The sequence below is a fragment of the Dorea sp. Marseille-P4042 genome, assembly GCF_900290215.1.
Taxonomy (GTDB): Bacteria; Bacillota; Clostridia; order Lachnospirales; family Lachnospiraceae; genus Dorea; species Dorea formicigenerans.
Genome location: NZ_OLMI01000001.1, coordinates 854339 through 869597, shown reverse-complemented (window position 1 = coordinate 869597; position 15259 = coordinate 854339). Strand labels below are relative to the sequence as shown.

General features: G+C 40.8%; 14 protein-coding genes and 1 pseudogene. 11 read left to right on the top strand and 4 right to left on the bottom strand.

Features of this window, described 5'->3' with window-relative positions:
• The first annotated feature begins 23 nt into the window (after positions 1–23).
• The 6 genes and pseudogenes from C7E02_RS04430 to C7E02_RS04405 form a co-directional block, all read left to right on the top strand.
• Entirely contained in the window at positions 24–731 is a 708-nt protein-coding gene (locus tag C7E02_RS04430; protein ID WP_105308895.1) for a LytR/AlgR family response regulator transcription factor, read from the top strand.
• Positions 731–2041: a sensor histidine kinase gene (locus tag C7E02_RS04425; protein WP_105308894.1), complete on the top strand. Its 1311-nt coding sequence runs from the start codon at positions 731–733 to the stop codon at positions 2039–2041. Before C7E02_RS04430 ends, C7E02_RS04425 begins: the two co-directional genes overlap by 1 nt.
• 106 nt (positions 2042–2147) lie before the next feature.
• Positions 2148–4952 (top strand): glycoside hydrolase family 3 protein, encoded by a 2805-nt coding sequence (locus tag C7E02_RS04420; protein ID WP_105308893.1) that lies wholly within the window; start codon positions 2148–2150, stop codon positions 4950–4952.
• Between the two features lie 83 nt (positions 4953–5035).
• The gene (locus C7E02_RS04415; protein WP_105308892.1) at positions 5036–7462 is read left to right on the top strand and encodes a glycoside hydrolase family 3 C-terminal domain-containing protein; all 2427 of its coding nucleotides are present in this window, start codon (positions 5036–5038) and stop codon (positions 7460–7462) included.
• Positions 7463–7471: 9 nt separating this feature from the next.
• Positions 7472–8065, top strand: a complete 594-nt coding sequence (locus C7E02_RS04410; protein ID WP_330406724.1) for a hypothetical protein — start codon at positions 7472–7474, stop codon at positions 8063–8065.
• Positions 8066–8691: 626 nt separating this feature from the next.
• A pseudogene (locus C7E02_RS04405) lies at positions 8692–9115 on the top strand (ATP-binding response regulator); the annotation flags it as partial.
• A 273-nt stretch (positions 9116–9388) separates the two neighbouring features.
• Here C7E02_RS04405 and C7E02_RS04400 read toward each other — a convergent pair.
• The gene (locus C7E02_RS04400) at positions 9389–10303 is read right to left on the bottom strand and encodes an IS3 family transposase (protein WP_105308891.1); all 915 of its coding nucleotides are present in this window, start codon (positions 10301–10303) and stop codon (positions 9389–9391) included.
• Complete coding sequence (locus tag C7E02_RS04395) at positions 10300–10584, bottom strand: transposase (protein WP_181984745.1); 285 nt, start codon at positions 10582–10584, stop codon at positions 10300–10302. The genes C7E02_RS04400 and C7E02_RS04395 overlap by 4 nt, the downstream gene beginning before the upstream one ends.
• A gap of 177 nt (positions 10585–10761) precedes the next feature.
• Between C7E02_RS04395 and C7E02_RS04390 the strand changes: the two genes are divergently transcribed.
• Genes C7E02_RS04390 through C7E02_RS04370 form a run of 5 tightly spaced genes read left to right on the top strand, consistent with a single transcriptional unit; the run spans position 10762 to position 12977 of the window.
• Positions 10762–11079, top strand: a complete 318-nt coding sequence (locus tag C7E02_RS04390; protein WP_005341475.1) for a PBECR4 domain-containing protein — start codon at positions 10762–10764, stop codon at positions 11077–11079.
• Positions 11060–11248: an AMP-binding protein gene (locus C7E02_RS20635; RefSeq protein ID WP_105308890.1), complete on the top strand. Its 189-nt coding sequence runs from the start codon at positions 11060–11062 to the stop codon at positions 11246–11248. Before C7E02_RS04390 ends, C7E02_RS20635 begins: the two co-directional genes overlap by 20 nt.
• Positions 11249–11260: 12 nt before the next feature.
• Positions 11261–11554, top strand: a complete 294-nt coding sequence (locus C7E02_RS04380; RefSeq protein ID WP_105308889.1) for a hypothetical protein — start codon at positions 11261–11263, stop codon at positions 11552–11554.
• 26 nt (positions 11555–11580) lie between these two features.
• On the top strand, positions 11581–11955 hold the full coding sequence (locus tag C7E02_RS04375) for an ATP-binding cassette domain-containing protein (RefSeq protein ID WP_242978734.1): 375 nt from the start codon (positions 11581–11583) through the stop codon (positions 11953–11955).
• Between the two features lie 53 nt (positions 11956–12008).
• The gene (locus C7E02_RS04370) at positions 12009–12977 is read left to right on the top strand and encodes a carbohydrate kinase family protein (RefSeq protein WP_022279740.1); all 969 of its coding nucleotides are present in this window, start codon (positions 12009–12011) and stop codon (positions 12975–12977) included.
• Here the strand turns inward: C7E02_RS04370 and C7E02_RS19585 are convergent, their stop codons facing one another.
• Entirely contained in the window at positions 12978–13751 is a 774-nt protein-coding gene (locus tag C7E02_RS19585; protein ID WP_242978733.1) for an ATP-binding protein, read from the bottom strand. It lies immediately after the preceding gene.
• A gap of 547 nt (positions 13752–14298) precedes the next feature.
• Entirely contained in the window at positions 14299–15015 is a 717-nt protein-coding gene (locus tag C7E02_RS04360; protein WP_105308887.1) for a LytR/AlgR family response regulator transcription factor, read from the bottom strand.
• Between the last annotated feature and the right edge of the window lie 244 nt (positions 15016–15259).

Sequence of the window (15259 nt, the reverse complement as noted above, 5' to 3'; positions counted from 1 at the left end):
GAAAAAAGAATGGGAGAATACAAATGTTCAAAATAGCAGTTGCGGAAGATGAAGATATATTTGCGGAAGAGCTAAGGAATTACTTTGGTCGTTTCGAAGAAGAATCCGGAGAACGATTCTGTGTGACCTATTATAAAGACGGAGATGATCTCGTGCAGGAGTATCAAAGTCAGTTTGATCTGATTTTGATGGATATTCAGATGAAGTTTATGGACGGAATGAGTGCGGCTGAAGAAATCCGGGCAGTGGATTCCAAGGTTGTGATTATTTTTATAACGAACATGACGCAGTATGCGGTAAAAGGATATGAAGTCGATGCGATGGATTATATTTTAAAACCGGTGAAATATTTTACCTTTTCCCAGAAACTGGAAAGAGCGCTAAGCAGGATCAAACAGCGCCGGGAAATCTTTATGTCTATTGCTGTGAAAGGCGGAATGTATAGGATCTCGGTGGAAGAGTTGTTATATATAGAAAGCCAGGGACATACCTTGAATTATCATACACAAAAAGAAGTGATTTCAGTCAGAGCAAATCTTTCGGAAATGGAAACAGAACTTCGTATGCATGGTTTTTCCCGCATTAACAAAGGCTGTATCGTGAATATGAAATATGTGGATATGGTCATGAATGGCGAATGTTATGTAAATGGAGGAGCACTTCCGATAGCAAGAAACAGGAAAAAGTCTTTTATGGATGAACTAACAGAGTACATACGAGGTGAAATATAATGAACGAATGGATCTATAATGATATCCCAAGAGCTTTTACAGCGATTGCGCAGTGGGGGGCCTGCATGGTTTATGTAATGATATTGAAAAATAGACTTGGGAAAATAAAAACACTGCTTCTTTCCCTGCCATTTCTGTTTATACAGTGTGTATTCCTGTTAACGACTAAGAATCTGAGCCTGTTTTGGTGGTTTCCGGTTCTTATAGTTGCAATCCTTCTTATGTGGCTGATGTTGAAATCTTTATGCTGCATTGGAAGAAAGGAGTGTACTTATGTGGCACTTTGCGCATTTTTAACGGCTGAGACAGCAGCAGCACTGGAATGGCTGATCCACTATTATGTGGTATATATCCGAAAGGTGGATGCATCTGTAGTCGGAATCATCCTGTTATTTTTGATCGACGGTGCTTTTTTGACGATTGTCGGGATGGCAGAGAAAAGACTTTTGAATCGGGTGAATGGGTTCTATATTACAAGAAAGGAAATTCTTGTAACGATTGTGATCGTGCTTTGTGTCTTTTTGACCAGTAATCTGAGTTATGCATTCCCGGATACGCCATTTTCCAGCCGTCTCTTTTATGAGGTTTTCCGAATCCGTGCATATATTGATATTGCAGGTCTTCTCGTACTCTTTTTTTATCAACTGCAAATTCGGGAAAAGCTCGAGATGATTGAGATGAACTCGATCAGACAGGTTCTTCGAAGTCAGTACGAAAAATATCTGTACCAACAGAAGAGTAATGAGCTGGCCAGCATTAAATATCATGATTTAAAGCATCAGATTGTAGCGCTTCGGAAAGAGAATGATCAGATAAAAAGAGAGGAATGGCTGGATAGTATCGAAAATGAAATCGATAGTTACAAGATGAGTACAGCTACCGGGAACAGCATCCTTGATGCCATGATCGAAGATAAGATGCTGATCATCAGGAAATATAATATTGAATTTACCTATGTAGTCAATGGCAGTCTGTTGGATTTTATGCATGTGACAGACATATGCAGTATTTTCGGAAACGGACTTGATAATGCCATAGAGGCGGAAATCATGGAGCAGGATGAAGAGAAGAGGATCATTCATCTTACGGTTGCGGCAAAGCGGAAAATGGTCTGCATCACACTGGAAAATTATATCAGTCATCCGGAGAAGATTTCCGCAGAGCACCTGGAGACGACAAAAGCCAATAAAGATTATCACGGATATGGAATTAAAAGCATCCGCTACTGTGCAGAAAAATATCATGGTAATCTGAGTATTAAAACCGAAGGCAACTGGTTTGTGATGAATATTATCATTCCCCGACCATAGGCGCTGTCACTTTATGTCGTTTCAGCGTCATTTGGTGTCAAAAAATGAAGAGAACCATTTGTCATGTTACAATTTATTTAAGAAAACAAAGGAGGTAACATGACAAATGGAAAAAACGATTGTTATGTCAGCTGCAATAGCATCAATTGTTTGTTTTGTAGCAATCATCGTCCTGCTTGTTGTGCGGGCGAAAAGAAACGGTACATACCGTGGCAAAAAACTGGCGGTGAAGATAGGGACAGTATTTTTAAGTCTGTTTCTTACCGCAATGGTTGTATGTAACTTTGTCGTTTATCGATTCAGTAATGTAATCAACCAGTATTTTTCTACTATTGATCTGGATGATCCCGATGTACAGGAAGTAAGAAATGCGGGATTGGAACTGACAGAGGAGATTGAAGATGAGGGTATTGTCCTTCTGAAAAATGAGAACGATACACTTCCTCTGTCAGAGAAAAAGGTCAATGTCTTTGGATACACATCTATTGATATCAATTTTGGAGGAACCGGCTCCGGCGGAGCAAAGGATACAACCAATATTTCTCTTTATCAAGGTCTGAAAAATGCAGGGATCGAAACAAATAGTGAACTTGAAACACTGTATGAAGATAATTATCACAGTAAGGAAGATGTAAATGTAATGGCTATGACAGGAGGGGATTACAACAACTATGAACCTTCAGCCGATATTTACACCGATGAAATCATTGACAGTGCAAAAGAATTCTCAGACACCGCACTTGTAGTTCTTACAAGAAACGGTGGAGAAGGAAGCGACCTTCCGCTCGATACAGCAGATTATGAAGGCGGTGCCGCAGGACAGCATTATCTGGAACTGAATCAAAATGAGAAGGATATGCTGGCTGTTGTTGAAAAGAATTTCTCCAATGTGGTTATCATCATTAATTCCAGCAACGCAATGGAGCTCGGATTTGTCGATGACGATGCTGTAGATGCAGCAATCTGGGTAGGCGGACCGGGAAGTACAGGCTGCAACAGTATCGGAAAAGTTCTGACAGGAGAAGTAAATCCGTCGGGAAGACTTGCAGATACATATGCCTATGATGCAACGAGTGCTCCATCTTATAACAATTTCGGAGATTTTGTTTATGAAAATACAGATAACAAGTATAGCCTGATCTTTTCAAATCCGGCAGTATTTGATGAAGATCATTACATGTATGTGGATTATGCTGAAGGAATCTATATCGGTTATCGTTATTATGAGACCCGCTGGGTGGATAATGAAACAGGCGAATGTGATGAAGAAGCTTATCATGCTGCCGTACAGTACCCGTTTGGATATGGACTGTCCTATACAGATTTTACTCAGGAGATTGAAGACTTTGAAGATGACGGCGAAAACATCACAATGAAAGTTAAGGTGACAAATACAGGAGACACTGCAGGAAAAGATGTAGTACAGGTTTATTATACAGCACCGTATTATGTCGGCGGAATTGAAAAATCACATGTAAATCTTATTAATTACGGTAAGACCGAGCTGCTTCAGCCGGGCGAATCTGATACGATTGAGATCTCTTTCAAATACGAAGATATGGCTTCATACGATTATGAAGAAAAATGCAGTTACGTTCTGGAACACGGGAAATATGAGATCAAGCTGATGAACAATTCGCATGACGTGATTGACAGCCGGTCTGTAACAGTAAACGAAGATGTGATTTATAACGAAGATAATGCAGGAGCAAGATCATCTGATGAGACGACTGCTGTAAATCACTTTGATGATGTATCCACCGGAAACGATGTGAAGTATGTATCACGTGCAGATTGGGAAGGAACAATTCCGACAGAAAGAGCACAGAACAAAGAGGCTACAGATGAGATCATCGAAGCAGTGGAAAGCAGGGAAGTAGACAGCGCAGGTGAGACAGAGGATATTGTTGTGAAAGATCACGGCCTTACACTGGATGATATGAAGGGTCTTGACTATGATGATCCGAAATGGGATGAACTGTTAGAGCAGATATCAGTTGATGAGATGGAAAATCTGATCTCATTCGGTGGATATGCAACACAGGAAATTGATTCTATCGATAAAACACAGACAAGTGATCAGGACGGACCTGCAGGTATCAACAGTCTTGTATCCGGTAATGTAAAAGGAATCCAGTATCCGAGTGAAGTAGTGATTGCTTCTACATGGAATCAGGATCTGGCTGAAAAGTACGGAAAAGTGTTAGGAAATGAAGCATCTGTATATGGTGTTTCAGGTCTTTACGCCCCGGCTATGAACAACCATCGTTCTCCGTTCTCCGGAAGAAATTTTGAATACTATTCAGAAGACGGAGTCCTTGCAGGAAAGACAGCGGCTGCATTTATCAGAGGAGCCGGTGATGCTGGTGTATATTGCTACATGAAGCATTTCGCACTTGACGATCAGGAGTCGAACCGACTTGGTTTATGCGTATGGGGCACAGAACAGGCTATGCGTGAAATCTATCTGAAGCCTTTCGAGATTAGCGTAAAGGAAGGCAATGTTACAGCAGTTATGGCTTCAGACAGCCGTCTCGGAACAACCTGGTGCGGAGAAAGCAGTGAGCTTTTGAATAACGTACTCCGTGATGAGTGGGGATTCGATGGAATGGTAATCACAGACTATGTAACAGACAATTATAAGAATGCAGATAATGCGATTCAGAACGGATGTGATCTGATGCTTACCACAACAGGACAGAATTTAAGCAAATCAGCAGATTCAATTGATGGAAGACAGGCAATGAGAAGAGCGACACATAATATTCTTTATACAGTTGCAAACAGCAATGCGCAGGAGATTTCCAAAGCAGACTTCCCTACATGGACATTTCTGCTAATCGGAGCAGACGTAATTATCTTTGCTGCCGGACTTGCAATTATCCTTAAAATCACAGCGAAAAAGAAATAAATCAAAGGAAACAGTCAAAGGAGAGGGGACAACAATAGACCTCTCCTTTTGACAGAAAGAATATGACTAAGAGGGAAGAAAAGATGAAACACAGAGATATTATAGAAAAAATGACGTTAGAAGAAAAAGCTTTACTCCTGAGTGGAAAAAATGAATGGCAGACGTGGAATTTGGACAAGCATAATATCCCATCACTTTTCTGCTCAGATGGACCTCACGGTATACGTAAACAGGCAGGCGAAGGAGATCACTTGGGATTAAATCCATCCCTTCCGGCAACCTGCTTTCCTACAGCAGCGACAGTGGCAAACAGTTGGGATGAAAAGCTGGGCGAAGAAATAGGTATTGCACTTGGTGGAGAAGCTCGTGCATTGGGTGTGGATATCGTTCTCGCACCGGGACTTAATATCAAGAGAAGTCCACTCTGCGGAAGAAATTTTGAATATTTTTCCGAAGATCCTTATCTGGCCGGTAAAATGGCTGCTGCATATATACGCGGGATTCAAAGTCAAGGGGCGGCTGCATGCCCAAAACATTTTGCAGTAAACAGTCAGGAAACAAGAAGAATGGTCATGAACTCTGTTATTGATGAACGTACTTTGCGTGAAATCTATCTGACTGCTTTTGAAATCGCCGTAAAAGAAGGGAAAGCCAAGGCAATCATGAGCAGCTATAATCAGATCAACGGAGTGTATGCAAATGAAAATACACATCTTCTTCGTGAAATTCTCAGAGACGAATGGGGATTTAACGGAATCGTTATTACCGACTGGGGCGGATCCAATGATCATGTAGAAGGAGTGAAGGCGGGTTCTGATCTGGAAATGCCGGCTGCAGGATTTGATTCCCCACATGCGCTTGTAGAAGCCGTGCAAAAAGGAGTGCTTAAGGAAGAAGCAATCGATGAATGTGTCGATCGAATTCTTGAGCTCTCACTTACGCTTCCGCAAAATAACGAAAGTAATAAGAGCAAAGAAGTTGACCTGAAAGCACATCATCAGCTGGCAAAAAAAGCGGCGGAACAAAGTACGGTTCTTCTGAAAAATGAAGAAGCGATCCTGCCACTAAAAGCAGGGACAAAAGTTGCACTGATTGGTGATTTTGCATTTGATCCGAGATACCAAGGTGCCGGCTCTTCTTTGGTAAATCCGACACAAGTCGATAACATGGTTGAACTTATTTCAGAATATGATCTGGAACTTGCAGGTTATGTACGCGGCTATGTACGTCACGGAAAAGAAGATGAAGAGCTTGAAAATGCAGCGGTTAATCTTGCAAAACATGCGGATGTAATCCTTTACAGCTTTGGACTTGATGAGATGAGCGAGTCGGAAGGAGTGGATCGTACGCATATGCGGATCAAAAAAAATCAGATCGCTCTATTAGAAAAGCTGGTAAAAGTAAACACAAATATCATTGGAATCCTCGGTGCCGGCGCTCCGATTGAAATGCCATGGGAAAAGCATTTAAAAGGGATCCTTCATGGATATCTTTGCGGACAGGCAGGAGCCGGAGCGATACTGGATATCATTGTCGGCAAAGTCAATCCTTCGGGCAAGATCTGCGAAACTTATCCGGTCAAATATGAAGATACGCCTGCTTACCATTATTTTCCGGCAAAAGAAAAAACCTCGGAGTACAGGGAAAGTGTTTATGTCGGATACAGATATTACGATACGGCTAATAAAATGGTAAGGTATCCGTTTGGTTTTGGAATGAGCTATACGGAATTTCAGTACAGCAATTTAGCAGTAGAAAAAAACGGAGTTGAATTTGATATCACTAATACGGGTAAGGTAGACGGTGCTGAAATCGCACAGTTATATATAGGACTTCATGATTCCGGAATTTTCCGTCCTTCCAAAGAACTAAAAGGATTCAAGAAAGTTTTCTTAAAATCAGGACAAACCAAACATGTAAGAATAGAATTTGATGATAAGACATTCCGGTTCTGGAATACGAAAACTTCAAAATGGGAAGTCGAGAGCGGTATCTATAGTATTATGATCGGTACGAATGTGGAAGAAATCTGTTTGTACGGAAAGATAGCCGTCAGCGGAACAACAGAAATCATTCCTTATAAGCCGGAATGGATGAAGTCGTATTACAATGCAGATATTAGCCACGTTCCTGACGGTGAATTCGAACAGCTGCTCGGAACATTGATTCCGGAAGAGAACTGGGAAGGCGAATTGACCATCAATGATGCAATATGTCAGATGTACTATGCAAGAAGCTTTTTGGCAAGAGCGGTATATCATATTTTGAAAAAAATGAAAAAGAAGAGCGAACGTAAAGGAAAGCCGGACTTGAATATTCTGTTTATCTACAATATGCCTTTCCGCGCACTTGCGAAGATGACAGGAGGAAGACTAAATATGGAGATGGCAGAAGGAATTGTAAAAATCGTTAACGGCCACTTTATTAGGGGAATGCATACCGTTATCAGAGGATGTTTCAAGAATCGTTCGGTTCGTAAAAAATATATGCTGGAAATTGAAAAGGAGTAAAAGGAAGCGGTGAAAGAAAAATGGATGAAAGTATGGAAAGAATTTGAAGAAAAATATCCGAAGTTGTCAAAGTGGGTTTACCAATTGTTTTACTTTTTTGTGTTTAGCATGGGCGTGACGATCTTTCAGTATCTTGTATTTACGTTTATGCCACATTTACTCGGGAAAAATCTTGCAGGTACAGAATTTATGTGGCCGCAGGTCGAGATGAAAATTCTTGGTGTAAAATTTAAGTGGAGTCTGCTTGGATATGATGTGCTGCGAGATGCAAAAGGAACGGTTATGATAGGCGGGGGCTTAGGATATTTTATCAGTTATGAAACCGGATCGTTTCTTGCACAATGCATCAACTTTCCACTTCAAAGAAATATAACATTTAAGAGTAAAGGAAATCCGGTATATCAGGCAGTCTGGTACTTTATTGCATGGATCATCATCTCGCTGATCTGTAATGGTTTTAATAATCTGTGGATGCCGATCGCACAGCAATATGTGGCGCCGGCAATCTATAACCTTCTGGTAACCTTTATTACCGGAGGAGTATCGATGGTCATCTTTTTCTTTGTTTTTAAAATAATTTTCCCGGAGGGAGAGGGAAAGTAAATATAAAAATGTATTGATAATAATAAACACTGCAGGGAGAAAAATCCTTGCGGTGTTTTACTATGTAACAATAAATACCTTTGATATACCCCCCGAGTAAGAAAAAATATCCAGTTAATAATACCAGACAAAGTACAAAAAGAGATGCTGACAGGAAAAGAGCATTTGATGCCGGAATGAATGGACACATTGTAAAACCCATTGATATTGAGAAACTGGGAGCGGTCATTCTTTCTGCATTGAAAAAACAGGAAAGCTTACAGACGGAGAGAAACAACAGCATGAGCAAGTAGCGTAAGCAGATTGCGAATGTCCGCTTTCATGGATCATAAGAGGGAAAGAATGAACAGAAAGATAGAAAAACGGATAAGAAAAAAGCAGAATCCATCGATTTTTCGACCTATGCCGAGGGAACAGAAAGATATTGAATCTATACCCGGGAAGATCATACAGATCTTACGGGTGGTGATTTAAAGCAGATGAATGGCTGTCGTATCGGTGCTGCGGATGGAAGCTATCAGAAAGAACTTCTGGAAAAATGGCTGGACAGCAATCAGATTCAGGCAGAGGTTGTTGTCTGTAAAGGCTATGATGAAATGATAGAAAAACTGGATGCAGAGGAACTGGATACCGGAATTGGTATGAGCGAGGAGTTCCTGGACAGAATATTTGATGAGTTCAGTCAGGAAAATGATGGAGCAAGAACCAGTTATAAAGGAACCGGACTGGGAATGGCAATTGATGATTGTAACCAGAGCTGCCGATGGAAAATCAGCCCTGGCACAGTTTTGCAATACAGATCCGGGGACTTTTGATCTGATTTTGATGGATATTATGATGCCGGAAATGAATGGATATGAAACGACAAAAGCTATCAGAAATCTGTCGGACCGTCCGGATGGAAAGAAAATACCTATTATTGCAATGACGGCAAATGCATTTGCAGAGGATGTACAGGCTGCTTTGAATGCCGGAATGGATGACCATGTGGCGAAGCCGGTTGATATGAGTATTTTAATATCTGTCATTACGAAAAATATAGAACGATGACTCGTTTGTTGAAAAATGTTAATTCTTAGAGCAGTGCCTTATGAGCTTTATAAGGGTTTGACATTTACCACAATCTGGCTAGAGGTTGGTCCTATGTCAAGATTTAGTACAAGTTAAAATGAGGTTTTCCTCATCTTAACTTACTAAGGTTAATTCGTCCCGCTGGAACTTATAATACAGTTCTTCGTATTCATTCGGCGACATGTAATCGCAATGACTATGANTGGTCCTATGTCAAGATTTAGTACAAGTTAAAATGAGGTTTTCCTCATCTTAACTTACTAAGGTTAATTCGTCCCGCTGGAACTTATAATACAGTTCTTCGTATTCATTCGGCGACATGTAATCGCAATGACTATGAATTCGCTTTGTATTATAAAATGCTTCCAAATATTCGAATACCAGTCGATATGCATGATCGTAATCACGAATTTTAAAACGATTCAACCATTCGCGCTTAATCAAAGAATGGAACGATTCAATACATGCATTATCCCATGGATAAGCCTTTTTAGAATAGCTGCATTGCATATCGGCGGTAACACGTCTGTATTCTTTGGATACATATTGGCTGCCACGGTCTGAATGCAAAATTAAAGGCTCTTCAATGTTGCGTCTTGCTTTTGCTTTATTTATAGTTTCAATCACGCAGGATACTTCCAAACTTTTTGAAAGTGTCCACGCAATGATTTTCCTGGAATATAAATCCATAATGCTGGTCAAATAGACAAATCCGTCTATTGTCCAAATATAGGTAATATCAGAACACCAAACGGCGTTCGGACGTTCTGGATTGAATTGCTCATCAAGGATATTTTGTAATTTACTACTGAAGTCAGAATCTTTTGTGGTGATTGTCCATGGTTTGATCCACTGGGCTTTAATACCCAGTTGTTTCATATATTTACCAACTGTTCGCTCAGAAATGATTTCTCCTGATTCACGTAACTTCCTGGTGATTTTCGGAGCACCATAATTCTGTTTGGATTCATCATAAATATCCTTAATGCGAGCTTTCACAGCTTCACGACGTTTGGCTGTGTTCGAAGGAACACGTTTCATCCACGCATGATAGCCAGAACGGGAAACGCCAAGATATTTCAACATTCCGGAGACAGAAACCTGGCGTCGAGCCTTGTGGGCGTTTTCTGCCTTCTCAGCAACTTCGAGATAAATGGCTTCTGTCATTTTCCCAGAATGTTGATGGCTTTTTTTAATATATCAAGTGCATCTTGTGCATCCCGTAATTCGCGTTTTAACCGTGCGATTTCTTTTGCCTCATCAGAAGCATAATTACCAGAGCCACGGCTTTCAATATCGCCTGTTTCTCGAAGTTCTTTCTGCCAACGAGACAGAGATTGGTGACTGATACCAAGATTTGAAGCACAACCTATCAATCCCAACTCCTTGTGGTCATGGTAATATTGAACCGCATCAATTTTAAATTGTTTATCATAGTGCTTTGCCATAATGAGATCCTCCTTCAGTGCATACATACATCATACCATGAAATACTGTATAAGGAATTCTCATTTTGACTTGTACTATTTATATTCTAGCACCAGGTTAATCCTCGAAAGAAAATGTTAGAAGGGTTCTGCTTATGCAGGGCCTTTCTTAATCTAAGGAGGTAGTGGAGAACTGTAATGAGGAATGTTTTAGATTGCATAAATGCATTTATTCCGCTATTATCGACCGAATATGAGCTTGTGCTAGGGAGAAAAGGTGTTTCAGTTACATTAAAAATCTCATTTGATAAAAAAGATTGTTTTCATCTTATGGGACTACAGTATCTCGCGGACAGACTTGAATTGAGCCGGGACAGAGGCAAAGTATTTGATGAGATATCAGATGGAACAATTACAATTGAAAAAATAGAGTCATCAGATTTTTATAATAAGATAGAACAAAGAGTTCATTTTTTGCCATTGCTTGAACAAATGATTGACAGGAATCCCCATTAAGATAATAAAAAAAGGGTCAAAGGAAATAGTTCTTAAAAAAGAAAGATATCAGCCGAATATGCCTGCAGTTATTGTGGATACAAGTGGCACTACAGGCGAACCGAAAGGGGTATTGCATACGAATGATAGCTTAAATGCAGATGCTGTTGCTAAAGCTATGATGAAATAGAAGCCAGAACATATGATTACAGGACCAGCTTTTATTTTTGCGATTATGAAATCATGTAAAGGCAATATGAGATGGTTAAAAACATTAGCTGGTGGCGGTGGCGCAATTTCTGATGAAGAAGAAAAAAAGCTGAATGAGATTCTTGCCAAGTGTCATGCTACAGTGGAGTATACAGTAGGATATGGAATGACAGAATTAGGAGCAACAGTTTGTACCAATATGAATCGGTGTAATCAGTCAGGTTTGAAAAGACCAATACAAAGATGGAAATGCTGTTTGTGCCCTATCATTTTCTGCAAAGTGTGATAACCAAAATTACAGGTGCTGTGATCGTGGCTTGCAGTGCATATTTTTATATTAATGGAACTATAAGTGCGGTCTATGCGATCGGTATGACAATTTCAGCATTTATGCTTTATGCCAGTCTGGAATGTGCAGGAAATTATTCATCTCTTTTACATGTGGTAAGCGTATGTGTAGATAAAGCAAATGCAATACTGGAACTGGATACCATGGATATCGACGGCAAAGAGATCCAGCCGGAAAATTACGATATCAGACTTTCTAATGTTTCGTTTTCTTATGACAAACGGAAAATCATTGATGATGTATCGCTCTCTATTCCGCAGAAAACGACGACAGCAATCGTTGGACCATCCGGTGGAGGAAAATCAACACTTTGCAATCAGAAGAACAGCAGGAAATGAAGAATTAATCTGTCTGGCTAATTTTTCAGAATATGGGCAGAATGGAGAAGAAAATGAAAAAATATGATGTAGTGGCACTTGGAGAATTGTTAATTGATTTCACAGAAAACGGAAAAAGTAATCAGGGGAATCCGCTTTTTGAGGCAAATCCGGGAGGAGCACCATGCAATGTACTTGCAATGCTGACGAAACTCGGACATAAGACGGCATTTATCGGAAAAGTAGGGGAAGATTTTTTCGGAGAACAGCTGAGAGATGCGATAACAGAAGTAGGGATTGATGCAGATGGATTATGTACAGATAAGGAAATCCATACGACACTTGCTATGGTACATACTTATCCGGATGGAGACAGAGATTTTTCGTTTTATCGTAACCCGGGAGCGGATATGATGCTGAACAAAGAAGAAATTTGTGAAGACATTATTAAAGAAACGAAAATCTTCCATTTCGGAACATTGTCTATGACTCATGAAGAAGTGCGCGAAGCAACAAAAGAAGCAATCCGTATTGCAGAAGAATCCGGTGCAGTTATTTCTTTCGATCCGAATTTACGACCACCACTTTGGAATTCTTTGGATGAGGCGAAGGAACAGGTATTATATGGCCTTAAGCATTGTCATATCCTGAAAATCTCAGATAACGAAATTCAGTGGTTGACAGGAGAAGAAGACTATACTGCGGGGGTAAACTGGATCAGAGAAAGATATCAGATTCCGCTGATTCTTGTATCTATGGGTAAAGAAGGAAGTCGTGCATACTATAACGGAATGATGATAGAAGCAAAACCGTTCCTTCAGAAAAATACAATTGAGACGACAGGAGCAGGAGATACATTCTGTGGTTGTGTATTACATTATATCTGCGAACACGGAATGGAAGGTTTAGAGGAAGGAAATCTGAAGGAAATGCTGACTTTTGCAAATGCGGCAGCATCTGTGATTACAACAAGAAAAGGGGCACTGCGTGTAATGCCAACCAGAGATGAAATTCAGAATCTGCTGGGTATAATCATTAACTGATTATACCCGGAGCATTATTTTGGCAGAAAAAATACCATCTTCATAGGTAAAGTCACAGGCACCGCCGTTTTTGTCGGTAATGTGGCGGACAGATTCGATTCCTATGCCGTTTCCGGAGCGTTTGGAGGATTGGAAAACATTGTTTTCTTGCTGTATTTTACCATCGAAGGTATTCTCCACATGAATCAGAAGCAGGTGATTATGGTGGGGATAAACCTCCACATTAATCTTTCTGCGGGCGGGCTCTGTTTTCACACTTGCCTGGATGGCATTTTCCAGCAGATTGGAAAATACAAGGCACAGATTAATCTCATCTATGGAAAGATCAGTGGGCAGGGAAACCAGTGCATGAAAAGGAATATTTTCTCTTTTGGCAAGTGTGGAATAATATCCGAAAACACTGTCAACAGCCTGATTTTCACAGAAATGGAGGCTATAGTCAGAGATTTTTTCGGTTGTAGCGGATAGATATTTTTTAATCTTTTCCATGTCACCCTGCTCTGCCAGAGAGGACAGTTGGACAAAATGATGGCGGATGTCGTGACGCGCCTGTCTTGCTTCTTCAATGGCCATGCAGAGATTCTCGTATCTTTCCTGCTGAAGGGAAAGAAAATGGTTCTCCTGCTGAAGTCGGGCATTTCTGTTCAGGCTGACCGCCATCATGAGAAACATGACATAAAACAGGAGCAGGATTATGAGCAGTACAAGGCTTAAAACAATATAACACTGCAGGACCCGCCCGGTATATAAAGTGCTGCGGTATTTAGGAATCATAAAAAGATTCACTCCGATGAAGATTACCGGAAGAATCCAGAATACATACCAGGTCTGGGCAAAGTTTTCGTCTGTGATCATTGTCTGAACACAGTGGCGGGCAGGATACCAGGCTGCCAGAACAAACAGCAGGCAGATGACGTTATAGAAAATTCCGGCACCGGTACAAAACCACAGCTCATTTTCTGTAATATGCAGGTCAGCAGTTATAAGTGCATCGACTGCCCGGGAAAGACTGTTGACACATGCAAAAACGGCAAAAACTGCCAGAAAAATACTGACGGATTTCCAGACAGAGATTTTTAACGTTTTATGATAAATAAGCATAATAACAGGCAGCAGAGGAAACAGGACCCATCTGGTGGGAAAGTGGAAGGTACAGCAAACTGCTCCTCCGAAAATACAGATTCCCAGGAGAAGAGGAAAAAGCCACGCTGTCAGCTTAAGCGGTGTCTGTCTCAGATAGCTTTTTACAGGCAGATATGCCAGCAGTATGCCGGGAATGATTATGGAAAATTCAAGTACAGGGCGAAGTATGTCAGTCATTTCAAGACCTCCTTTGGAACAGAAAATCCATAAATGTCTGTCTGGCGTTTTTGAGCAGCTTCCGGCTGACCGTGACATTGCTTCCGTTATCAAGGCAAAAACCTGATCCGTCAAAATCAACGGCATGCTCCAGATTGATCACAACACCCCGGTTACACTGATAGAAACGTGCGTCCATTTTCAGGGAGGTTATGAAGGAATCAAAGGACAGGCGGGTGACCAGTTCCCTTTCACCGGCAGTGTGTATGTGAATCATGTGAGAAAAATGCTCTGCGTAGATTATTTTCTGGAAGGGAATCTGAATATTACTGCCGTTTACCTTAACATCTATGTATTTTCCGAAATCCGGGATGCGGGAAAGGATTTCATCTGCCAGTGCGGAAATATCATTTTCACTGTAGGGCTTTACAAGATAGTGCAGAGCCCGGACCTGAAATCCCTCTAAAGCATGGTCAGTGGAAGTTGTTGTGAAGATCAGCAGACAGTCTGTGTCTGATCTGCGAAGTTCTTTTGCGATATCAATTCCATTGGATCCATTCATATAAATATCCAGAAACACTACAGTGAAAGGACATTCTTTCGCTGAAGTGAGGAAAGTTTCTCCATTTTCATATTCAAATATATCTGTATGGACATTGCGCCCGGAAAACTGAGATTCCAGTCTGTTTCGCAGCAGTGTCCGTTCGTCTGAAATATCATCAACAATTGCAATTTTCATAGTAGATCTTCCTTTCAAGAATGCCTCGGCATTCTTGCTGCGAGGTGCGCGTCATGCAATTGCATGACATACTTCTACTGCGCACCTCTGCAATCCTGCCGGAGGCTATATCAGCTGGGGGGATTGACTCCCACCACTGATACCAGCTTGTTTCTCATTACCTATAGCGGTGGGAGTCATCTCCCAGCTGATATATATTTATAAAATTCCGCTTGCTGAGACTTTTTCATCTGTGTAATCTATA

What these genes read in the sequence shown, in the direction of transcription:
- C7E02_RS04395 (WP_181984745.1), bottom strand. Translation starts at nt 10,584, where the DNA reads ATGGCAAAGCACTATGATAAACAATTTAAAATTGATGCGGTTCAATAT.
- C7E02_RS04390 (WP_005341475.1), top strand. Translation starts at nt 10,762, where the DNA reads ATGAGGAATGTTTTAGATTGCATAAATGCATTTATTCCGCTATTATCG.
- C7E02_RS04370 (WP_022279740.1), top strand. Translation starts at nt 12,009, where the DNA reads ATGAAAAAATATGATGTAGTGGCACTTGGAGAATTGTTAATTGATTTC.
- C7E02_RS19585 (WP_242978733.1), bottom strand. Translation starts at nt 13,751, where the DNA reads ATGATTCCTAAATACCGCAGCACTTTATATACCGGGCGGGTCCTGCAG.
- C7E02_RS04420 (WP_105308893.1), top strand. Translation starts at nt 2,148, where the DNA reads ATGGAAAAAACGATTGTTATGTCAGCTGCAATAGCATCAATTGTTTGT.
- C7E02_RS04430 (WP_105308895.1), top strand. Translation starts at nt 24, where the DNA reads ATGTTCAAAATAGCAGTTGCGGAAGATGAAGATATATTTGCGGAAGAG.
- C7E02_RS04380 (WP_105308889.1), top strand. Translation starts at nt 11,261, where the DNA reads ATGATTACAGGACCAGCTTTTATTTTTGCGATTATGAAATCATGTAAA.
- C7E02_RS04425 (WP_105308894.1), top strand. Translation starts at nt 731, where the DNA reads ATGAACGAATGGATCTATAATGATATCCCAAGAGCTTTTACAGCGATT.
- C7E02_RS04400 (WP_105308891.1), bottom strand. Translation starts at nt 10,303, where the DNA reads ATGACAGAAGCCATTTATCTCGAAGTTGCTGAGAAGGCAGAAAACGCC.
- C7E02_RS04360 (WP_105308887.1), bottom strand. Translation starts at nt 15,015, where the DNA reads ATGAAAATTGCAATTGTTGATGATATTTCAGACGAACGGACACTGCTG.
- C7E02_RS04415 (WP_105308892.1), top strand. Translation starts at nt 5,036, where the DNA reads ATGAAACACAGAGATATTATAGAAAAAATGACGTTAGAAGAAAAAGCT.